The 21305-nt window shown below is 41.8% G+C and carries 16 protein-coding genes and 3 pseudogenes; 7 read left to right on the forward strand and 12 right to left on the reverse strand.

What is annotated here, in order from left to right:
- Positions 1 to 34 precede the first annotated feature (34 nt).
- On the reverse strand, positions 35 to 439 hold the full coding sequence (locus V7K38_RS18490; protein ID WP_334859904.1) for a response regulator: 405 nt from the start codon (positions 437 to 439) through the stop codon (positions 35 to 37).
- Between the two features lie 803 nt (positions 440 to 1242).
- Here V7K38_RS18490 and V7K38_RS18495 point away from each other — a divergent pair.
- The gene (locus tag V7K38_RS18495; protein ID WP_334859859.1) at positions 1243 to 1869 is read left to right on the forward strand and encodes an EF-hand domain-containing protein; all 627 of its coding nucleotides are present in this window, start codon (positions 1243 to 1245) and stop codon (positions 1867 to 1869) included.
- Positions 1870 to 2722: 853 nt separating this feature from the next.
- Here V7K38_RS18495 and V7K38_RS18500 read toward each other — a convergent pair.
- The 3 genes and pseudogenes from V7K38_RS18500 to V7K38_RS18510 form a co-directional block, all read right to left on the reverse strand.
- Positions 2723 to 3505 (reverse strand): annotated as a pseudogene (locus V7K38_RS18500) (hypothetical protein); the annotation flags it as partial.
- Positions 3506 to 3700: 195 nt separating this feature from the next.
- Positions 3701 to 4294, reverse strand: a pseudogene (locus V7K38_RS18505) (hypothetical protein); the annotation flags it as partial.
- A gap of 307 nt (positions 4295 to 4601) precedes the next feature.
- On the reverse strand, positions 4602 to 4928 hold the full coding sequence (locus tag V7K38_RS18510; protein ID WP_334859860.1) for a hypothetical protein: 327 nt from the start codon (positions 4926 to 4928) through the stop codon (positions 4602 to 4604).
- A 278-nt stretch (positions 4929 to 5206) separates the two neighbouring features.
- Between V7K38_RS18510 and V7K38_RS18515 the strand changes: the two genes are divergently transcribed.
- Entirely contained in the window at positions 5207 to 5980 is a 774-nt protein-coding gene (locus V7K38_RS18515; RefSeq protein ID WP_334859861.1) for an MlaE family lipid ABC transporter permease subunit, read from the forward strand.
- Positions 5981 to 6114: 134 nt separating this feature from the next.
- Here the strand turns inward: V7K38_RS18515 and V7K38_RS18520 are convergent, their stop codons facing one another.
- Together V7K38_RS18520 and V7K38_RS18525 are read right to left on the reverse strand one after the other, a co-directional pair.
- Positions 6115 to 6546, reverse strand: a complete 432-nt coding sequence (locus V7K38_RS18520; protein WP_334859862.1) for a hypothetical protein — start codon at positions 6544 to 6546, stop codon at positions 6115 to 6117.
- A 275-nt stretch (positions 6547 to 6821) separates the two neighbouring features.
- The gene (locus tag V7K38_RS18525) at positions 6822 to 7949 is read right to left on the reverse strand and encodes an ABC transporter ATP-binding protein (RefSeq protein WP_334859863.1); all 1128 of its coding nucleotides are present in this window, start codon (positions 7947 to 7949) and stop codon (positions 6822 to 6824) included.
- Positions 7950 to 8151: 202 nt separating this feature from the next.
- On the opposite strand from V7K38_RS18525, the gene mrdA reads away from it, so the two are divergent.
- On the forward strand, positions 8152 to 9999 hold the full coding sequence (gene mrdA, locus V7K38_RS18530; protein ID WP_334859864.1) for a penicillin-binding protein 2: 1848 nt from the start codon (positions 8152 to 8154) through the stop codon (positions 9997 to 9999).
- Positions 10000 to 10031: 32 nt separating this feature from the next.
- A complete protein-coding gene (locus V7K38_RS18535) occupies positions 10032 to 10295 on the forward strand; it encodes a hypothetical protein (protein WP_334859865.1) in 264 nt (87 codons plus the stop codon).
- A gap of 285 nt (positions 10296 to 10580) precedes the next feature.
- Here the strand turns inward: V7K38_RS18535 and V7K38_RS18540 are convergent, their stop codons facing one another.
- Positions 10581 to 11669, reverse strand: coding sequence for a RuBisCO accumulation factor 1 (locus tag V7K38_RS18540; RefSeq protein WP_334859866.1), 1089 nt, complete (start codon positions 11667 to 11669; stop codon positions 10581 to 10583).
- A gap of 619 nt (positions 11670 to 12288) precedes the next feature.
- Between V7K38_RS18540 and V7K38_RS18545 the strand changes: the two genes are divergently transcribed.
- Positions 12289 to 12444 carry a DUF2256 domain-containing protein gene (locus V7K38_RS18545; protein ID WP_334859867.1) on the forward strand — a complete coding sequence of 52 codons (156 nt, stop codon included), beginning with the start codon at positions 12289 to 12291 and terminating at the stop codon, positions 12442 to 12444.
- A gap of 39 nt (positions 12445 to 12483) precedes the next feature.
- Complete coding sequence (locus tag V7K38_RS18550; RefSeq protein ID WP_334859868.1) at positions 12484 to 13437, forward strand: isoaspartyl peptidase/L-asparaginase; 954 nt, start codon at positions 12484 to 12486, stop codon at positions 13435 to 13437.
- On the opposite strand, the gene V7K38_RS18555 is transcribed toward V7K38_RS18550, so the two are convergent.
- The 4 genes and pseudogenes from V7K38_RS18555 to V7K38_RS18570 form a co-directional block, all read right to left on the reverse strand.
- Positions 13428 to 13850, reverse strand: a complete 423-nt coding sequence (locus tag V7K38_RS18555; protein ID WP_334859869.1) for a DUF29 family protein — start codon at positions 13848 to 13850, stop codon at positions 13428 to 13430. The two genes, V7K38_RS18550 and V7K38_RS18555, sit on opposite strands and share 10 nt — an antisense overlap.
- Positions 13851 to 14511: 661 nt before the next feature.
- On the reverse strand, positions 14512 to 15864 hold the full coding sequence (gene glmU, locus V7K38_RS18560; protein ID WP_334859870.1) for a bifunctional UDP-N-acetylglucosamine diphosphorylase/glucosamine-1-phosphate N-acetyltransferase GlmU: 1353 nt from the start codon (positions 15862 to 15864) through the stop codon (positions 14512 to 14514).
- Between the two features lie 517 nt (positions 15865 to 16381).
- Positions 16382 to 17623, reverse strand: coding sequence for a two-component system response regulator (locus V7K38_RS18565; protein WP_334859871.1), 1242 nt, complete (start codon positions 17621 to 17623; stop codon positions 16382 to 16384).
- Positions 17624 to 18266: 643 nt separating this feature from the next.
- A pseudogene (locus V7K38_RS18570) lies at positions 18267 to 18596 on the reverse strand (hypothetical protein); the annotation flags it as partial.
- 141 nt (positions 18597 to 18737) lie between these two features.
- Between V7K38_RS18570 and V7K38_RS18575 the strand changes: the two are divergent.
- A complete protein-coding gene (locus V7K38_RS18575) occupies positions 18738 to 19559 on the forward strand; it encodes a sulfurtransferase (RefSeq protein WP_334859873.1) in 822 nt (273 codons plus the stop codon).
- 69 nt (positions 19560 to 19628) lie between these two features.
- Here V7K38_RS18575 and groL read toward each other — a convergent pair whose 3' ends face one another.
- A complete protein-coding gene (groL, locus tag V7K38_RS18580) occupies positions 19629 to 21263 on the reverse strand; it encodes a chaperonin GroEL (protein WP_334859874.1) in 1635 nt (544 codons plus the stop codon).
- Positions 21264 to 21305: the final 42 nt, after the last annotated feature.

The following is a 21305-nucleotide window of genomic DNA, read 5'->3' on the forward strand; positions in this document are numbered from 1 at the left end:
AGTAGCTTAACGCACTTATCAGCTACTACAATCATTACCAATTACAAGAAGCAACCAAGCTAGCTACTATCTCAACTAATTCTTCTGGATCAACGGGTTTAGATACATGAGTGTCAAAACCACCTTCCAAGGCACGGATACGAGCCTCACTATCAGCATAAGCTGTTAAAGCAATAGCTGGGACTCGTCCACAATTATTTGGTTTAAGCGCACGAAATTTGCGGATGAAAGTGTAGCCATCCTCTCCAGGCAATCCAATATCAGAAATTAAAACATCAGGCTGCAATTCAGATAATACTTCGCGTGCCGCATCTGCTGATATTACTGGTATAACTTTTGCTCCATCCATTTCCAACACAGTAGTGATGAAAAAGCGAGTATCGTTATCATCCTCAATTACCAGAATATCTAAACCAGCAAGAGTTCCAGAAGGTTCCATAAATAAAATTTTATCGTAAATTAAAGGGTTAAAATCCCCTTTGCAAATGTCTTTATCGACTTCCAACAAATAAATTATCCAATCTTGTGGGCTGGGCATCTTGCCATAGGTGTCAACTTAAGGTGAAAGCCCTGTACGATCTACACACAAGTTGAATTATCCCCCTTGGAAAGAGTGGAAATAGAAAATCCAGTTCCCTCCCCTTTATAAGGCTACGGTGTACACACAAGTCTTTGAGAGTGGCCTCATAGGCTTTTGATCCCCCCAACCCCCCGATAAATTGGGGGGCAAAAGTCTCTCAAAGTCCCCCAATTTATCGGGGGATTTAGGGGGATCTCCAACGATTTTGGGTTTGTACAAAGATGTATGTACACCGTAGCTACGGTACACACACAAGTCTTTGAGAGTGGCCTCATAGGCTTTTGATCCCCCCAACCCCCCGATAAATTGGGGGGCAAAAGTCTCTCAAAGTCCCCCTTTTTATCGGGGGATTTAGGGGGATCTAAAACAATTTTGGGTGTGTACACTGTAGCTTTATAAGGGGAGGGTTAGGGTGGGGTAAAAGGTATGTGGAATAAGCGTTTGAGCTTAACTTGACACCAATGGCAAGATGCCGATCCCATGATAAGTAGTTGAGTATTTTTTATTTGGAAGTCGGCTTCTATGTATGGCGCATCCAAAAGACCGATTCCTTATTGTTCCTGTTCCTCGACTTCCCCCAGAAATTCCTGGTTCTGATATTGAATAACAGATTAAAGTCATTCGCAATAGAATTGATTGATCGAGCGAGTAATAATGAACTCTTGGCTGACAAAGAAGCGATGCAGCTGCTTTGTGAAATTGTCCCAGATCAAAATATCATCACCTACGCGTTTAATTTCAAAAATACTGACGGTTCTCTCAATACAGATTTAGCTCTAGCTAACCGCCTGAATAGAGCTTTTTATAGCAAATTAAGTATTAAGCCAGGTGAAGATATCTCAGGTTATAAGCTCATCGTCAGTACCACAGATTTTGATGCTGCTCATTACGGAGAAGTTTTTATTGAACATTATAAGCAACATCTTTTAGGAGTATCTGGAGCTAATGGTTCTTCAATCACGGTACTACGGTCTACTGTACTCGATCCGTGGTTGGCAGAAACATCAAAAGGTTCATTTCTTAATGTTCTCCAACATGAGTTTCGTCAGGCAGGATCTGATTCTCTATTCCGCAATGCTCTTGTTCAAGTGTTTGAAGATATTGACAAGAATAAAGATGGAGTTTTGGAAGTAGCTGAGATTGAAGCAAAATTCAAATCATTGGGTTATCAAGATGAGGAAATAACTATGTTCTGGGATATGAGCGATGTTAACAAAGATAGTATCTTGTCGATGGAGGAATTTATTCAGCACTTGTCAGAATTTTTAGTTATGACATCTCGAAACTAATAGACAAAATCCAGTCAGAGCGATCGTTTTACAACCCCACACTTAATTCACCTCTCAAGCAGTTATTTTGACTTTATTTATAGTTTAATAGGACTCATATTTGATTTTTGAAATATACGTAGGGTGTGTTAGCGAAGCGTAACGCACCATCTGAAGGCTTTGGTACGTTACGCACTCCGTCCTAATGCACCCTACAGGTACTTAGATTTTTTCAAGAATCAAATCAGACTCCTATATATATAAGACTTAGGCAAAATATCTCTCAAACTCTCATTTCTCCGTGTCCTCTGCGCCTCTGCGGTTCGTTATTCCGTGACTATTGCGTAAGTCCTAATCTTATATTATATATTTGGTATTCCTCACCAAACAAGGCAAAAGTTAAAAGAAAGATGAATTTAATATTTTTACTTTTTAATAGCTCACTGCGAGAAAAAACCAACAAACAGTAGGGGCAATAGTATTAGTAGGGACACAATTAATACCAGGGTTGCTGGCTCGATTTTAATGTGGTTCTTTTGTGGATCGCGCATTTGGCTTTCTCTCGAAAAATAAGTATATTAATTCAGGCTAAAGGATGTTTATTGATTTTTCCAAGCCTAATCAGGTTGAAAAATGTAAATTTTTAGACCTTTATCGCCCTATCAGCTTATTTCTTCCAAGGCAATTTAGTTCCCATTTCAGTCAATGCTGAGAAGATGAGATAGAAAATGAGTAACCCAGCACCTGCAAGGAAAGCGAGTAAATCGTTATCCATAAATGCTATTTGCTAAAACTTCGCTAATCATAGCGAAATCTACTAATCTTTGGCATTTTTCTGAGTCTGCAATCTTCGATCTTCTGGATTAAAACTGTACTAGCCATACCAGTGACGAACTGCTGAAAGCAAACCCGCTAGGCTGAGGGTGAGGCCGCTAAAGGGTACTAATAATCCAAAGATGGGTAATACAGCTCCAGAAATAGTACAGATAATTGCAGCTAAAGAAGCACTGCGACTGGCTCCCAATCCCCATGTCAAAAATAGTAAAATGATGGAAATTAAAGTCCAAGCTAACTGAGCATTGATGACACGAGCCAGATAGGTCAAAATCAACAGACAAGCAAAGAAAATACTAGCAGCGATCGCCACATTTCTAAAACTCATTGGCAGCGACAAATATAACAGCAAGATCCACCACAAAAATATTGCTGGTGCTAGTAATAAAAGGCGCGGAATTATCCCCGTATGCTGAATCGGTTCGGTATTGGTAAAGACTCCAAATGGATTTTTGACTGAAACATTCTCGTCAAATTTCCAAGTAAATTGCGTACTGCGTCCGTCAGATTTAATCTCATCAGGTTCAATACCACTGACAAAATTAGCCGGAGCAAAGTTAGCAATGGCTATGAGACGGAAGTTAGATAGTATCTGTCCCCCTGCACTATAAACCCAGCGAGGCCCACCTCTAGCCTGATAGGTGACTCGAAAGGTAGTTTCTTCCCCTGGTTGCAGCCGGAAGGGAAAACCATAGTCTCCTGGATTAGTTTGTTGCAACCTTGTCCCGTCACGCTCGATTTTGTAGCTAGAAAGCAATGTGTAGCCATTGGGTGGCGGTGCTTCAAAGAAAAAATTATTAATATCCTTAAGTTGGTTAATTACTTAGGACTTAGGCACTGTACAAATTAGTCATAGTATGCTTTCACCGAAATAGCTTGTTTCAGACTTTGACTAATTATATTTTTACCGAGAAATTAACCCTGGAGTAGGGGTTTAGCATTGCTAAACCCTTACGAGAAATATGGTTTTTCCGCGACATATATTTATTGTTTTCTGTCAATGCGTAAGTCCTATTACTTTATAATCGGCGGTATAATTAGCCCGATAAATTGAGCTACGATCTGGAACATCTACGCTTTGGTCAAGCTTGACTTGAATTTGCGAACCAGCCAACGTCAAGAAGCGGTTAATTTGTCTTGTCTCATTCACCTTAACTATTTTGCCACCGACTTGAGTGTTATATGAGTATGGCTCTTGAATAGAGTAGCAGATTTGGGGGGCAAGTTGTTCGAGCTTTTCACCTGCAACACTTTCAGCCACTTGAGCCACTTTTGCTTGTTCCCAGTAGTGGTAACGATTGCTTAAAGTTGAACAGAGAAAAAATCCTGGTACTAAGAGAATTAATACTAGAGTTAAATGCTGTAATCCCCGCAATAGTTGAGAATAATCAACAGCCCATTCGCCAATGAATATAAGTTGTTCCGGCTGGCTGCGACGCAGAGAAAAACTTATCAGTGCGATGCCTACGGTGGCAAGCTACGCAATTCCTAAAGCTACGATCAAAAACACTAATAAAAGTGAAGCTTTGAGCGCCTGGGTTCCAAATTGAACAAGCTCAATCGGATGCGTCAAATCGGGTAATCCGGGAATACCTTGAGCAGAAGATGACATTGGCTAATTTTTGCAGAGTTTGCAGAACCAGACCGATAAAATCTCTTAAAAGTTTCTGCAAAGGGGTATAAATTATTTCCCAATCTCCAATTCAACTTTGTGTTTTTAGAATTTTCTTTAATTTTTTCTCATATAAAAATTCTTTTTCTCCCATAGCTGGAACAAGCCACTGGTAGCATCAGCGTGTAGGATTGAAAAATATTGATTTTCCGGCTTTTGCTGATGAATAATGCATTTGGTAGCTGGCAAGAATGGTTAACAGTATTCGCCTATCTAGGTTTCACCGCCTTTATTATCTGGCGCGTGTTTACCGCCGAGAAGAATTAAAGAAGCTACATATCATTTCACCAGGGTCTTTTTGCTCAAAGGGCAAAATAGTCCCATTATTTTGAACCTTAACTCGCTCACGACAATTGTAAACCTCAGTCGGTCTTTTTACCCCATCGACACTAACGGCTGCTCTGTATTCCCAATAATTTTTAGCACTTCGGTTTATGCTGATAATGCAAATCTGGTGTTGGTGTAGTCTGTCGTCAACATCGTAATTGCGGCATACAGATGCAAAAGCCGGATATGTTGCGGATAAAGTAAGTATTAAAACTAACATTAATGCTACTGATTTTATCCCGGTCATAAAAAATTATTTAAGAAAATTTAGGGACTCACGTAAAAATAAAATACCAGTTAGACACTTTGTATTTAGCAGAAAAGTCTCAAACTTGATTGTGTTCATGTACCATACGCTAATACCAATTCGTAATATCCTGCGGGAAGCCGGACTTCGTGCGTCTACGTAATTGAGAAAGTCAGATTACATCTGGCTGGGTTGCCACCATTTGTATCTGTAGTCTTATTTTGGAGAATTGATATAAAAATATTTGCACAAAAAAGCCAGTCTTAAGGACGATAAAATTGCGACTAAAAACAAATTTTGAGCAATCTCACATTGCACGTTGTTGTGCGGCATTACTGCTTTTCGGTCAAGTATGGCTGCATTTACTCCAGGGAAAAACTTACTACCGTAAAATTATGCAACATCTGGTGACTGCTGGGCCCGGTTCTATCTCACCAGTTCTCCTTGTTAGCGGTTTTGCAGGAATGATTTTTACTATTCAGACGGCGAGAGAATTAGTCAAATTTGGGGCTGTCAATGCTGTGGGAGGTGCTTTTGCCTTAGCTTTTTGTAGAGAATTGGCTCCAATTTTGACTGCTAGTATTATGGCGGGACAAGTAGGCTCTGCTTTTGCAGCAGAAATAGGTGCAATGCAGGTAACAGAACAAATTGATGCACTTTATATGCTCAAAACCGATCCCATTGATTATCTAATACTTCCTAGAGTAATTGCTTGTTGTTTGATGGTGCCTTTAATGACGATTTTGGCTTTAGTTACTGGCATTATTGGCGGAGTTTTTGCCGGAGCGTACTTTTATCAAATTCTTCCCGAAACATTTTTAGAATCAGTCAGAAATTTTTTAGAACCATCAGATTTGTTTATTATTTTGCTAAAAGGGTTTATTTTTGGACTGCTAGTTGCTGTCATTGGTTGTAGTTGGGGTTTAACTACGAAGGGGGGAGCCAAAGAAGTAGGAGAATCGGCAACAAAAGCAGTTGTTACTAGTTGGGTATCCATTTTTATCATGGATTTTTTCCTTTCTATACTGCTATTTGACCAGCCTGCATTTTGAACCAAAGCAACTATTTAAAAAGATTCCTGACTTTTTCAAAAAGCTGGTAATTTTAACCAAAAAGAAATCTTTAGATAATACCAATTATGCATTAATAAGTGCCAACCTTTAAGTATAAGTAACGTTAACCTAATTTAAGAATATATTAACTTGTAGATTAGTCCACCCAAAGCTAAACCTGTCAATGAAAAAATGGATGTAGTCAAAAAAGCTAGCCCTTCCCTAAGACCTGCTCTTTGAAAGTCTATTCTGACTAATATAGTTGCCGAAATGATGAGTAAAGTATCGAGAAATACCCGAAACCAGGCAATCATAATAAAAAAGAAGAAAGCTGCTAAGACGGCAATGCCGAAAGACCTAGTATTTGATTTAAATAAAGTATTCAAATAATATGTCATTTTTACTCCAGGGATGGTCAACGTTACTATTAAAAGCAAGATACCAACTACAGTTAGTAGCCACACAAACAGAGGAGTATGTGTTTCAGATATTACCCAGCCCAAGGTACTGTAACTAAGCAGTACTAGCGCCAGGGACACCCAAGGAACTGTTTTCAAAATGGGCATGGGTTAATATTCCTAATACAGGGTTCAAGGTATAGCGATTTCCAATTGCGTGGAATACAGATAATTTGTAGGGGCGTACAGGTGTGCGCCCCTACTATTCATTAAAATGAAAATCGCTATATTATTCCATTATTAAATTTTATATAAGAATGCGCTTTGATTTCTAAAATTACTTGACTTAAAAGGCAAGAGGCAATGTAAAAGAAAGCATTTTGAGTTGTACTGAGTTTTTCAGGCAACAAAATATGAGTTATATAGAAGGCGGATTATTATAACTATTGACTAATAGCTAAACAATCATTTTCTGCCCACCAAGCGTAGATGGGGGTGTCGCGGTCTGGTAAAGCGCCAAAAGTATTAGGCTGCAACACATTTATCCTAATGCCATTTGTTAATTCCACAATGTAATTAACGTGTGTGCCCAAGTACATGACATTGAAAAGCCTTCCTTCAAAGCAGTTAGCCTGTAAATTGGGTGGATAAAGCGAAAGCTGTATTTTTTCTGGGCGCACACTCACTACTACCGCTTGTGATAATTGAGACGGTGTATCTTCGGCGCGGCTAATGACAATTGAGAGTCCGGTTTTGGTTGAAATTTTAACACTAGAAGAGTCTACTGCTACGATTTCACCACTGAATAAATTAGTATCGCCAATAAAATCAGCAACAAAAGATGTCTGGGGACGTTCGTAAATTTGGCTGGGAGTGCCAACTTGTTCAATTTTGCCTTGGTTCATGACGGCAATGCGATCGCTCAAAGATAATGCTTCTTCTTGGTCGTGTGTCACCATCACAAAGGTTACTCCCAAATCTTTGTGTAAATTTGATAACTCAACCTGCATTTCTTTACGTAGTTTTAAATCTAACGCCCCTAAAGGTTCATCCAGTAATACGACGGTGGGACGGTTGACTAAAGCCCTTGCTAAGGCGACTCGCTGCTGTTGACCACCAGAAAGTTGACTGGGAAAGCGCGATCGCAAACTTTCCATTTTCACTAGTTTTAAAGCGTCTTGGATTCTAATTTCAATTTCCGGTTTGGGGATTTTTTTTAACCGCAGTCCAAAGGCGATGTTATCCCAGACATTCAAGTGGTTGAATAGAGCATAACTTTGAAATACAGTATTGACGGGTCGGCGGTAAGGCGGCACATTAGTCATAGACTGACCCTGAATCAACACTTTGCCAGCATCAGCGATTTCAAAGCCAGCAATTAAGCGCAGTGTTGTTGTTTTACCACAACCGGAGGGGCCTAAAATACTAAAAAATTCTCCCTGTCTGACATCCAAATCTATTCCATGTACTGCTGGTTCTTGGTTAAAAAACTTGAACACGTTACGCAGTTCAACATCAAGTGGCTGAAAATTTGTTATCCCCCTCTGATTCTGCATGACGATTTGGGCCATAATCCTTAGTAGAATGCCGTGATCTTACGTAATTTTGTCAGTAGTCTATTGGGCAGACTAGATTTGACACTTTGGTTTATTGTATCCGCCAAAAACAATTGTTCAAGAATATACTTGCCTAATTATTTCATACCCAGTCTTGGGCATGAGTTTAGGGTAATTGTATACAGATAATACCGCTCTTAGAATCATTATTTGTCTTATGTCTTTATTCCCATCAATTGGCAGCAAAAAAGATACACGTACAGTTGGACGTGGTTCCCAATCAATATTTTTAATTGTATTTACCCTATTAATGACTGCTGGTATTGGGGCGCGTTTGGCTTATTTGCAAATTGTTGAAGGGTCAAAACTCCGAGAACGAGCCGAAGCAAACCGTATTCGGATGATTTCTAAACAACCGGAACGGGGTAATATTTTTGACCGCAACGGTAAACTTTTAGCCAGTACTCGCTATCCTAGCTCTGTATATTTGTGGCCGATGGCACATACTAAGCCTTCCTGGTCTGTAGTCGGGCCGCGTCTAGCGCAAATTCTCAATATCCCGCAAGATGAAATGGAAAAAAAATTAGAACAAGCGGGTGCTAATTCTTCTTCACTCATCCGAATTGCTCGCGATCTCAATGAAGCAGAAATCACGGCATTAAAGGAGTATAAAAATGAACTGCCGGAAGTGGAAATTAATACAGATTCTGTCCGCTATTATCCTCACGGTAGGGGATTAGCTCATGTATTAGGTTATACGCGAGAGTTGACCGCCGACCAGTTAAAGGATAAGAAGCAGCAAGGCTACCGACTAGGAGATGTCATCGGTCAGATGGGGGTAGAAAGAGCTTATGAGAAAGTGCTGCGGGGCGAATGGGGCGGTCAGCAAGTGGAAGTGGATGGTGCGGGTAGACCAATCCGGGTTATAGGGGAGAAACAGGCAAAAGCTGGTAATGATTTGCACCTGACTATAGATTTGGATGTGCAGAAGGCAGCAGAAAAAGCTTTGGGAAATCAAAGAGGCGCGATCGCAGCACTCGATCCCAATAATGGTGCTGTTTTAGCCCTGGTATCCTACCCCACCTTTGATCCGAATATCTTCTCCAAACAAAAACTCTCCCAGAAAGATTGGGAAAGCTTGCAAGGTAAAGATCATCCCTTGGTTAATCGGGCTTTGAGTGCCTTTCCACCCGCCAGTACTTTCAAAATTGTCACCACGACAGCCGGACTCGAATCAGGTGAATTCTCTCCTGATTCAATATTACAAACCTTTGGTTCTCTTACCGTTGGTAGGGTGACTTTTGGTGAGTGGAACCACGCCGGATTCGGGCCATTAGGATTTCCCAGAGCGATCGCTATGAGCAGTGACACTTTCTTTTATCAAGTTGGTAGAAAAGTTGGTGGCCCAACTTTAATCAAATGGAGCCGCAAATACGGATTTGGGCAAAAAACTGGTATTGAATTTCCCAATGAAGAATCAATAGGCTTGGTTCCAGATGAAACATGGAAGCAAAAAGTTTTGAAGACACCTTGGACTGTAGGCGATACCATTAATATGTCAATTGGTCAAGGTGCTTTACAAGTTACACCCTTGCAATCGGCGATTATGTTTTCTGTCCCTGCTAATGGCGGGTATCGAGTTCAGCCGCATTTACTCAAAGACAACGAACAAGCAAAAAGTTGGCGAGAATCTTTAAATATGAAGCCGGAAACTATCAAAGTTCTCCGTGATGGATTGCGGAGGGTGGTGAGTGAGGGTACTGGTAAGCGCTTGGATGTTCCCACAATTGCCCCAGCGTCTGGAAAAAGTGGCACTGCTGAAGCTGGTGTTGGTCGCCCAAATCATACTTGGTTTGGTGCTTATGCCCCTACTAATAAGCCGGAAATTGTGGTTGTCGCCTTTGGTGAAAACTCCGGCGAACATGGCGGTACTGTTTGTGGGCCTATGGTTTTACAAGTGCTAGAAGCTTATTTTCAGCACAAATATCCAGGTAAGTATAAAAAACCTCAGCCCGATCCATCAGAAGCTAAAACTCAGAATTCAGGACATGGTACTGGAGACTAGTACCGCAAGGCGGAATTCAAAATTAAAATGATTTGATGTGGACTCCTCATTTTCCCAATCAGGGCGATGATTGGGAAAATTTGAGATATGTTGCAGGTTTAGGTTGGTGGGTATTCAATTATGGCGATCGCCGAGTAGTTGGTCATAATGGTTCGATACTAGGATTCGCAAGTAACATTACCCGCTTTATTGATGACAAAATCACCGTGATTTTACTTTGCAATCTAGATAAAATTTCCCAACCAGACGCGATCGCTAAGAAAATTGGTGAATACTACTATCCAGTTCTCACGTAACTAGCGCTTCAGCCTCCATTAGTGGTGAGGGAGTAAAACTAATTACTCCTGACTCTGCTAACCCTCAGAACTAATTAGACAGACTACTAGTGTGCAAAGTTCAAAATTAAAAAAGCCTTTGGGCGATATTAGGTATGATTTTACAAATTATGGAAGAATATTTTCAGCGCAAGTATCCAGCTAAGTATTAGAAACCAGTGTCTGAGAAACCATGAAATTGGGCATTGGGTATGATTTTCTTACCCAGATCCCAATCCCTAATTCCCAGTCTCTAGTTCCTTTTACTTATTCATCAATCTGCCAGGAATCCTTAGTTAATTCTTCATCCAGAATTTTCTTAGGACGCACAATGATAATAATTTGTCCTAATAAGGGAATTTCTGGCTCAGTTTCAAACCACTGAAACTCTAATTCACCACCATTTTCAACCACAAAATAGCTTGAGGCATCCCATTCTCGTTTGGCACGATCTACCACAACGACAACGGGCCCCAGTTGGTTTTGGGTTTGCATGGGGAAGCGATCGCTTTTCGCTAAAATCACTACTGGATCTTCTGCCGCTAACAGCACTTGCCAACCTGGTAATGGAACCCAAGCTTGCTCTCCAGAAAACTTAACCAGGCGAAATGGTTCAATTTCTGTCAAAATCGGCACAGATTGCAAATCTTGTCGTGATAATGGCAACTCGCCTACTACTGGCAAAATTCGGGGTAATTGTTCTTCAAATTCCAGGCGGTAAAAGGGTAAAATTGGCGCTGGACGCTGGGGAACGGTAGTAAAATCAGTCAGTAGCTGTTCGATTTTTTGCCTTGCTGCTGGCGTGTGAGCAAAACGCAAACCTTTAGCGATCAGACGCGATCGCTGTTGTAAATCTGCATTTTGGCGTGCCAGTTTCCAAACTTGGTGAGCAACGGCATCTCCAGGATGGGCAGAAAACCCTTCTGGCAAAGTGCGGAAATAGGAGAACTCTTTAATTGCTTTTGCCACTTCCTTCACCTCATCAGCATCGATTTTGTGGAGGAAAATCAGTTCGGCGGCGGCGGCGCGTTCTTCTTGGGTGAGCAAACGTAGTTCGTATAAAACATCACTACCACGTGTTGCGTAGTGCGATTGCGTTTCTGCCGATACTCCAGAGTTTTCCAAAGAATTGTAAACTTGGGAACCAACAACCACCTGATTTTGTTGAATTGGCTCAAATCCAGTCGCCTCAAAAATTTCTTGGGGATTGTAACCGGTTTTTAGCAACGAGGCGATCGCTGTTCCCCATTCCACCCAGTTGCCTTGTTTTTGCCTCAGTCTTCGCAGTAACTCTTGTGCTACATCATTGGTAGCATTTTCTTCGGGATTCTGAGCGTTGGGTGGTAGATCAGTCATAAGAATACGCAGTATGCAAGAAACTCAGCGTCTTTAAACCTGAGAGGGAAGCGACATGAACGGTTTTAACCGCAGTTAATTTTAGGACTTACGCAAAACCAAGCGCTGTAGAAGCAATTCATGAATTGCCCTAAGAAGAAAATCTTTCTTTTCGGCTATTGTTTGCGTAAGCCCTGAATTTGAGAAGTGGATTAACACTTCATCAGCAAGTTTAATTCTAATCTAATGCAATTAGTCATTAGTACCAATGACTAACGCTCTTCTATGACTCTCACGAGATAAAAATCAGAAACCTTTGTTGTCACTATTTTCTATAAATCTATGGGTAGGTTGGGTTGAGGAACGAAACCCAACGCCAATAATCCCTGCTTCTGTTGGGTAACACGAATGTTCAACCCAACCTACAAATATTTTATTTTTTCAAAGTAATAAAAGAGCGCTAATGACTAATGACCAACTAGAGTTTTGTATTCCCAGATACATAGAGAAAAAATAAATCTTAGGAGAGATTGACATTACATTTTTTCTGTGAAACTTTACTTCCTTTGTAGGAAACTGGTTATAATTATTTTCCATCTCTCTCAGAAATCAAATTTTCATATACACACACAGTATTTATATGGCACGTGTTCGTTCTAAATCTGACCTACCGACAAAAATATGTCCGGTATGTCAACGTCCTTTCACATGGCGTAAAAAGTGGCAAGATTGCTGGGACGATGTGAAATACTGCTCAGAACGTTGTCGTCGTCGCCGTTCTGATAGCTCAAAATGAAACTAACCGCAACATAGACGCAAATAGCGCAGGGGATTAATGGAGTTACAGGTGCAACCTAAATTAATTATTCATGGGGGGGCTGGTAGTTCTCTCCACGGTAAAGGAGGATTAGAGGCGGTGCGCCGATCGCTCCATACAGTAATAGAAGAAGTCTATTCTCTGCTATTATCAGGAGCAACTGCTTCTGAGGCGGTGGTGCATGGTTGCCAAATGCTCGAAGATAACCCCCGTTTTAATGCTGGTACTGGTTCAGTACTACAATCCGATGGGCAAATCCGCATGAGTGCTTCTCTGATGGATGGCGCATTAGGACGGTTTAGTGGTGTGATTAATATCTCGCGCGTGAAAAATCCCATTGAGTTGGCACAATTTTTACAAAACTCGCCAGATCGAGTGTTATCAGATTTTGGATCGGCTGAGTTGGCGCGGGAAATGCAACTTCCTAGCTATAACGCTTTAACTGATTTGCGGTTGCAAGAGTGGATACAAGAGCGCCAGGATAATTTTAAAAGTGCAATGGCTGGTGTGGTAGCAGAACCGGAACTGGTAGAAACCAGTAATGTCGGACGCGGGACTATTGGTGTCGTAGCTTTAGATGTATCTGGTAGCCTAGCTGCTGGCACTTCCACTGGTGGTAAGGGATTTGAGCGGATTGGCAGAGTAAGTGATTCGGCGATGCCAGCAGGTAATTACGCTACTAGTAATGCTGGTGTTAGCTGTACTGGGATTGGAGAAGATATCATCGATGAGTGTTTAGCTCCCCGGATTGTAGTGCGTGTGACTGATGGGATGTCCTTACAGGAGGCTATGGAGCGATCCTTTAGGGAAGCGCACCAGAATAAACGGGATTTGGGAGCGATCGCTTTAGATGTGAGTGGAGCGATCGCTTGGGGCAAAACTAGCGAAATTTTACTCGCTGCTTACCACAACGGCGAAAAAGTTGGTGACACCTTGGAATGGACTGGTAACGAACTGATTGGCTATTGTTGAATCAGTTTCAGCGCTTCGGCTAAAGTTTCTTGCTGATTAACTATTGCTGCTAATTCTTGGGCTTCATAACGCCCCTCAAAAGCTTCTAGCGCCGCTCTTTTCAGTGCCACTTGATATCCTTGTTGCAGAATATCAATTAATTCTGCTTGATTCAAGTAAAAACCACCAGATTTGCGGCGCTTGTTTATTTTGTTGATTTCCCGCACTGTATTTTCTATCGAAACATCCCAAGAGCGAGTAGAACGTTTTTCAGCGTTTTGTTTAATTAAATGGATGAGCAGAATTACACCATAACTATCAATTTTATTGATTTTGTCACCGAGGCTCATTTCTTCTAACTCATCCACCAACAGTAGCGCTTCATAGATTTTGCCTTGTTCTAGAAGTTGCCTAAGTTCTAGCAGTTCTTCCATACTAAATTTTGTCTTACAGTTTATGTCCCTCGCTTACCTCACCCTCAATCCCTCTCCTTATAAAGGCTATGGTGTACACACAAGTTATCGAATCACTACCAATCCTTGAATTACCCCACCCTGACCCTCCCCTTAGAAAGGTGAGGGAAAGAAATTCTCTTGTTTCCCACCTTTCCAAGGGGGGATTAAGGGGGGTAATTTGACTTGTCTGTACACCGTAGCCTTATACAGCACTTACGGCAGCTATGAGGTACATTCTCAAAGCTGAAAGCTATGATAGAAGAGGGGCAAGAGGAAAACTGTATTGCATAATAGCCGGAAGCGCTGTAAAGGAGAGGGAAGCTAGAGATAGGATGAAGTTTTGCATTTTATTTAATCCGCGTTCCTTACCCAAAACTTACCTCTAAGCGCGTAATAAATACTTCTGTAATTAGCCTATCTTGGACTTCAGATGGGTCATCTGTCTCAAAAAATAATTCCAACGCCTCAACTAAATTACTGCGTGCTTCTTCGATGGTGTCACCTTGGCTAGCAATATCGAATTCTGGACAAAGCGATACATAGCCATTTTCCTCACGCTCAATAATCGCGGCCAGTTATTTTATTTTCCTCATCTTTTACCTGTACTTGAATCAGCTAATCTGATGATTTAATTATCGCTTTATTGGCTCTTCTTGCGCCAACCTAATTTCACTACCTGACGACTACGGGCAATCACCAGAGAATCATCAGGAACATCTTCTGTGACTGTAGAACCAGCTGCGATGTAGACATCATCTCCCAAGGTGAGTGGAGCCACTAAAACGGTATTGGCACCGGTTTTTGTGCGATCGCCTATTTTGGTACGATGTTTCTTCACGCCGTCATAATTGGCAGTAATTGTCCCTGCACCAATATTTACCTGATTGCCGACAACGCTATCACCTATATAAGACAAATGTGCTGCATTGGTGCGATCGCCTAATTGAGTGTTTTTTAATTCCACAAAATTCCCCACACGGCAATTAGCACCCACTTGTACCTGACCGCGTAAATGGGCATAAGGGCCAATTCGGCTTCCTGCTTGCACACTACTATCTGTTACTACTGAATACTGCACCATGACATTTTCAGCTAACTGACTATTTTCAATTAAACTCCCCGGCCCAATGTGACTTCCTGTTTGAATCACTGTATTTCCCCGCAGGTGAGTTTGGGGTTCAATAATTACATCCGGTTGCAATTCTACAGTTTCATCAATGGTGATGCTTGTAGGGTCGATGAGGGTGACACCTGCTAACATCCATTTTTCCTTAACTCGTTTTTGCAAAATTTCAGATGCTGTTGCTAGTTGCAGGCGATCGTTGATGCCGAGAATTTCTTGATAATCTTCCACATCCACGGCCATCACTTTTCCCACTTGAGTTACGGCATCAGTAAGATAGTATTCTTTTTGGGAATTGTTTGCCTGGAGGTGGGGCAGCACCTTTGCCAAATCTGGCCAGCGAAAGCAGTAAACTCCAGCATTAATCCGGTGATTTTGTCTTTGGGCAGCAGTACAATCCTTATGTTCAACCATAAGCTGCACAATATTTTCATCGTTACAAAAAACCCGCCCGTAGCCTGTAGGGTCGGCTAGATGCGAGGTCAGAATGGTGGCAGCATTCTGATTTTGGGTGTGAGTTTGTAACATCTGCTTGAGGGTTTCGCTGCGTATCAACGGTAAATCGCCGTTAAGGATCAGCAAATCTCCAGTGTAGTCTTCCAAGTGTGGAAGTAATTGCTGGATAGCATGACCTGTCCCTAATTGCACAGTCTGTTCGACAAACTCCAAACTAGGAATTGAATGCATGGCGGCTTGCACTTCTTCGGATTGATATCCCACAATTACGATTCGCCGTGAGGGGGAAAGTGGTTCTACACTTTCGAGAACTCTCTCCACTAGCGTGAGCCCACCCAAAGAATGTAAAACCTTGGGTAAGCTTGATTTCATCCGTGTGCCGCGTCCCGCCGCTAGAATTGCTACAACTACCATAATTAGCTATCAGCTATCAGTGAAAGTGTGATTAATGCTGTTGGTACTTTAAGATTTAGGCTCAAATCATACCAGCTAATCATAGAAGACTGAAATATACAATTAATCAGGAAAATTACTTTGGTTCGTAATAGGTGGAGACTATAGTTTGAACCTCGCATTGACGTGAAGTCACGCGATTCCTGCTTCACAGATCCCTGCCTGAATTACTTCAGGTCTTACAGGTTCTCCACAGGCGTTTTTTAAAGTCTCCGACGCACCGGCGGCGACTTTTGAACAAGTACCAAAAAGGATGTCCAACCTCATTACCTTAAAGATTTTACTTCCCAGAGGATGCGGCACAATGTACCTATTTCCTGGTAGAACTACTTATATGACAGTTGTCGTGGTTCAGTTAGCTTGATTTTCGCTATGTATCTATTGTATGAGAATATGGAGCGCCTAACTTATGACTCAAAGTCACGAGTCTGCGGCTTGTAGAAATCAAATGAAGGCTCACTACAGCAGTGATAAATCATTATCCGATACCTTTTCCTTCATACGATAGAATAAACTCTGCAAACTGCTGCATTAGTTTAGGATTACGCCAACCGGAATCCACTTCTTCTTGCATCACACCAAGGGCATCTGCAAAAGTAAAAGCTTTTTTGTAAGGTCGTTCGCTGGTTAAAGCATCGTAAATATCAATTAACTGAAATACTTGCGCCAGATAGGGAATATCATCTCCCTTGAGTCCATCAGGGTATCCTGAGCCATCCCAGCGTTCATGGTGATGGCGAATAATGGGAATTACACCCCGCATACTGCGTAGTGGCTGGCAGATTTTTTCTCCAATCAAAACATGCTGCTTCATGATCTCCCAATCTTGGGAGGTGAGTTGGCCTTTTTTCAGTAGCACTGCATCAGGAATACCCACCTTGCCGATATCGTGGAGATAACCACCCCACCTCAAATCTCGAATTTGGTAACGTGAGAGGTTGAGGTATTCACCAAAAACTTGTCCGAGTTTTAAGAGGCGTTCACAATGGTCGCCAGTGTTGGGATCGCGACTTTCAATAGACATGGCGATGGAAAATAGTACTTGTTCGGCATGATCTAAATCTTCGTTCAGACGCTTCTGCCGTACCAACGACTTTACACGCGCCGCCAGTTCCACGCGATCAAAAGGTTTGGTGAGAAAATCATCTGCCCCAACTTCAATTCCCCGAATCCGCGATCGCCTGTCATTTAATGCTGTAATAAAAATTACTGGAATTAGCCTAGTCTGCTCATCGTGTTTGAGCAATTGGCAAACTTCAAATCCATCCATTCCTGGCATCATCACATCCAGCAAAATCAAATCTGGTTGTTTTTGAGTTACCAATCCTACAACCGTAGAACCCCTGTCTGCCTCAATCACGTCATATCCTTCCATCCCCAATAGGGCAACAGCAGTCATCCGACTGGCGGCATGATCGTCAACTACTAAAACCTTTGGGGGATCTAAATCAAACCCATTCACTTTAGAACCTTTAACTTGTAGTGTTCTAGAGACCAATAAATCATCACCACAATTAACATCAACTTTTATCCAAGAAGACACAGCTTGGCTATCTTCAAGCATAAGGTTTTCTTGAGATAAGCCTAAAGGACAAGCCTCCACACTATTTTGCAATCTTACAGCATGATTTGAACCGATACTCTTTACTGTGCTAATGAGGTTTGACCCACTAACAATTTGTTCTGTAAAGCCTGTATGGTTGGATTTCCATTGAATCACAAAGACACTCCAAGTTTTTGCACAAGTTAACAGTGTCAGATTTCCAAAATAAATTTAATATTTAGCTGTATCTGAGGCCGAGTTTTCATAGGGATTATGAATGATGTAAATCGCCTATCTGAGTTTTTCGCAGTATGTATCTTTTATCTTACGAACAAGGGATATCTTGTTGTAAAATTTTTTGCTTCTAATTCCAGTATGATGAATTGGCACAAATCTTAAAACAGGTTTATTACGGAGCTTTTTTGAAAAAAAAGCGCTAGAAAGCACTGGAATTGCTTGCTTTCTATCAAAATATAGGGTTTTTAGTTAGAAGTCTTTATCGTAATCATTAAGTATACATATTTTTACTTACTCAGTTATCGTAATATCCAAGCAATTACTAAAGTGTATGTAAAATTAGATACTAACATAATTTTATTTATTTGTATCGGAAAAAATTGTTGCCTTAGCATTTGGAAAGGAAATCAGAATTTTTGGAAAATAAAATATAGATAATTTCTCTGGAATTAAGGAATGAAGAATTAGTTTTTCGTTGCGATCGCTTAATAGCAATTCTTTGTGAAACTGTACAAAATCAGCCTGGATCGGACTTGGGGTAAAATCCCCTTGTCTTCATATAGAACCTCAGTAAACGGTAGAACTACAAACTACCTCCCATAAAATCCCTGCTTTGTGTTCCCAATAGCCACCTTTTTCGCCAATGGGAGGTAGGTTCGAGTGAAGAGATTTTTTGTTCTTGTTGTCGCCGCATCACCATGACTTCGGTTGAATCACTCAATTTTGGATCGCGATAGGGAATAGCAGCACGGGTTAGCAAGTGTTCTTTTTCAGCTTGCGAGAGGGAAGGGAGTACTGGGTAATTTTGAAATCTGGTACTTATTAGGATGGGCTGCCATAGTACCAGGCGATCGCCTACCACCAAACCAGCAGACAAAAGTGCTGTGCGGACAGCAGCAGCACAAGAATAGGAAACTTTCCTGCTTCGATCCATAATAACTGTGAAAGGATTCACTAAACTCTTGAGAGACAAAGGTGAAAGAACCATCTGCTGTGGGCTTAGGTGTAAAATTTTCTAAGTCTGACATTTTATAAAAAAACTGAATAATGAGCAATGCCCAATAACCAATTTGTTGTTTCACCAGCTTGGCTATTTGAACATCTAGAAGATCCGCAAGTCGTGATTGTGGATTGTCGCTTTTCTTTAGCCGATCCACAATTCGGACAACAACAGTACCAAACTAGCCATATTAAAGGGTCATATTACCTAGATTTGAATCAGGATCTTTCCAGTCCAGTGGATAAGCATGGCGGGAGACATCCTTTACCTGACCATAATGATATCGCTAACAAATTTGCTGCCATTGGGGTAAATTACCAAAAAAGTTTAGTTGTCGCTTATGATGATTCGCGCTTTGCCTTTGCATCTCGTTTATGGTGGCTGTTGCGCTATCTCGGACATGAGCAAGTTGCGGTACTAGATGGAGGCTTTACTGGATGGCAAAAAGCTGGCTATCCGGTTACGGATGTCGTTTCTCAGTCTGAGATAGGTGCTTTTGTCGCTCAAGTACAACCAGAAAAGGTGGTAGATATTAATGTGGTGAAAAGTCGCAAGGATAGCGACGAGGTAGTGTTAGTAGATTCGAGAGAAAGCGATCGCTATCGAGGTGAACGAGAGCCAATTGATAAAATTGCTGGACATATTCCTGGTGCAGTCAACTATCCTTGGCAAGAAGTTACAGACTCGAATGGCTATCTACTCCCTCAAGAGGAACAATGCCGTCGCTGGGAACAGCTAAAAACAGCCGAAGAAATCTTGGTTTATTGCGGTTCTGGCGTTACTGCTTGCGTAAATTTACTTTCTTTAGAATTAGGTGGTATAAGCAAAGGTAAACTTTATGCTGGTAGCTGGAGTGATTGGATTTCTTATTTATAGTCATTGACACAAAAAAAACAGCCACCTCCATAAAGGAAGCAGCTGTTTTACAAATTATGTAACTACATATTAGTAATCGAAGTCGCCGCCACCAGCACCAGCGCCAGCAGGAGCGCCATCTTTAGGTTCAGGCTTGTCAACTATAATACATTCGGTTGTCAACACCATACCAGCGATGGAAGCAGCGTTTTGCAGAGCAGAACGAGTTACCTTAGCAGGGTCAACAATACCAGCAGCTAACAAATCGACGAATTCGTTTGTCGCAGCATTGTAGCCAACATTAAATTCTTTCTCTTTCACGCGTTCAGCAATCACAGCACCATTCTGACCGGCGTTTTCAGCAATCCGCTTCAGAGGTGCAGGTAAGGCGCGAACGACAATCAACGCACCAATCAACTCTTCATCCTTAAGATTGCTCTTTGCCCAAACTTCCAATTCAGGAGCCAGGTGAGCCAGAGTTGTACCACCGCCAGGAACGATACCTTCTTCCACAGCAGCTTTAGTAGCGTTGATAGCGTCTTCTAGGCGCAGCTTCTTGTCTTTCATTTCGGTTTCGGTCGCTGCACCAACTTTCACCACAGCAACACCACCAGAGAGTTTAGCAAGACGCTCTTGCAGTTTCTCTTTGTCGTAAGAAGATTCGGTTTCATCGATTTGACGACGAATCTGTTCGACACGAGCCTTTACAGCAGCTTCGTTACCTTCGGCAACAATTGTGGTGCTGTCCTTGGTAATGGTGATCCGACGAGCTTTACCCAGGCTATCCAGCTTGGTGTTATCTAGCTTCAGACCAGCATCTTCGGTAACTAATTGACCACCAGTTAAAACAGCGATGTCTTCTAGTAGTGCTTTGCGGCGATCGCCAAAGCCAGGAGCTTTAACAGCAGCTACGTTGAGTACACCGCGCAAACGGTTTACCACTAAGGTTGCCAAAGCTTCTTTTTCAATATCTTCGGCGATAATTACCAAAGGACGACCAGCACGAGCTACTTGCTCTAACACTGGTACAAGGTCTTGCACTAAAGCAATTTTCTTATCAGTCAACAATAGGAAAGGCTCATCAAAAACCGCTTCCATGCGTTCAGCGTCGGTGGCAAAATAGGGAGAGATGTAGCCTTTGTCAAAGCGCATCCCTTCGGTGATTTCCAATTCGGTGAACATAGATTTCCCTTCTTCTAGGGAAATTACGCCTTCTTTGCCCACTTTGTCCATTGCTTGGGCAATCATCTGACCAACTTCTTCGTCATTACCAGCCGAGATCGCACCAACTTGGGCAATGGCTTTGGAATCTTCCACCGGACGGGCGTGTTCTTTAATTTTCTCTACCAAGAAGGCAGTAGCTTTGTCAATACCGCGCTTCAGGGAAATTGCGTTAGCACCAGCTGCAACGTTCCGCAAGCCTTCTTTGACGATCGCATGAGCTAAAACGGTGGCAGTAGTGGTACCATCGCCCGCAGCATCATTGGTCTTAGAAGCAGCTTGACGAATCAAAGCTACGCCAGTGTTTTCAATGTGGTCTTCTAATTCGATTTCTTTGGCGATGGTTACACCATCATTAACAATTTGCGGTGCGCCAAATTTCTTTTCTAGAACTACGTTACGACCTTTTGGGCCAAGGGTAACAGCTACAGCTTCAGCCAAGATATCAATGCCTCGTTCCAAGGCGCGACGGGCGTTTTCGTTGTAGATAATGCGCTTTGCCATATTATTTGTCCTTTGTCCTTTGTTTTTTGTTTTTTGTCATTG

Origin of the sequence: Nostoc sp. (genome assembly GCF_036917465.1) — a bacterium.
Lineage (GTDB): Bacteria > Cyanobacteriota > Cyanobacteriia > Cyanobacteriales > Nostocaceae > Nostoc.

Bases quoted from the DNA above. Each gene is read 5' to 3' on its own strand.
- V7K38_RS18510 (WP_334859860.1), bottom strand. From the start codon at position 4,928: ATGACCGGGATAAAATCAGTAGCATTAATGTTAGTTTTAATACTTACT.
- V7K38_RS18550 (WP_334859868.1), top strand. From the start codon at position 12,484: ATGGAGTTACAGGTGCAACCTAAATTAATTATTCATGGGGGGGCTGGT.
- V7K38_RS18555 (WP_334859869.1), bottom strand. From the start codon at position 13,850: ATGGAAGAACTGCTAGAACTTAGGCAACTTCTAGAACAAGGCAAAATC.
- V7K38_RS18540 (WP_334859866.1), bottom strand. From the start codon at position 11,669: ATGACTGATCTACCACCCAACGCTCAGAATCCCGAAGAAAATGCTACC.
- V7K38_RS18575 (WP_334859873.1), top strand. From the start codon at position 18,738: ATGCCCAATAACCAATTTGTTGTTTCACCAGCTTGGCTATTTGAACAT.
- V7K38_RS18545 (WP_334859867.1), top strand. From the start codon at position 12,289: ATGGCACGTGTTCGTTCTAAATCTGACCTACCGACAAAAATATGTCCG.
- mrdA (WP_334859864.1), top strand. From the start codon at position 8,152: ATGTCTTTATTCCCATCAATTGGCAGCAAAAAAGATACACGTACAGTT.
- glmU (WP_334859870.1), bottom strand. From the start codon at position 15,864: ATGGTAGTTGTAGCAATTCTAGCGGCGGGACGCGGCACACGGATGAAA.
- V7K38_RS18490 (WP_334859904.1), bottom strand. From the start codon at position 439: ATGGAACCTTCTGGAACTCTTGCTGGTTTAGATATTCTGGTAATTGAG.
- V7K38_RS18520 (WP_334859862.1), bottom strand. From the start codon at position 6,546: ATGCCCATTTTGAAAACAGTTCCTTGGGTGTCCCTGGCGCTAGTACTG.
- groL (WP_334859874.1), bottom strand. From the start codon at position 21,263: ATGGCAAAGCGCATTATCTACAACGAAAACGCCCGTCGCGCCTTGGAA.
- V7K38_RS18525 (WP_334859863.1), bottom strand. From the start codon at position 7,949: ATGGCCCAAATCGTCATGCAGAATCAGAGGGGGATAACAAATTTTCAG.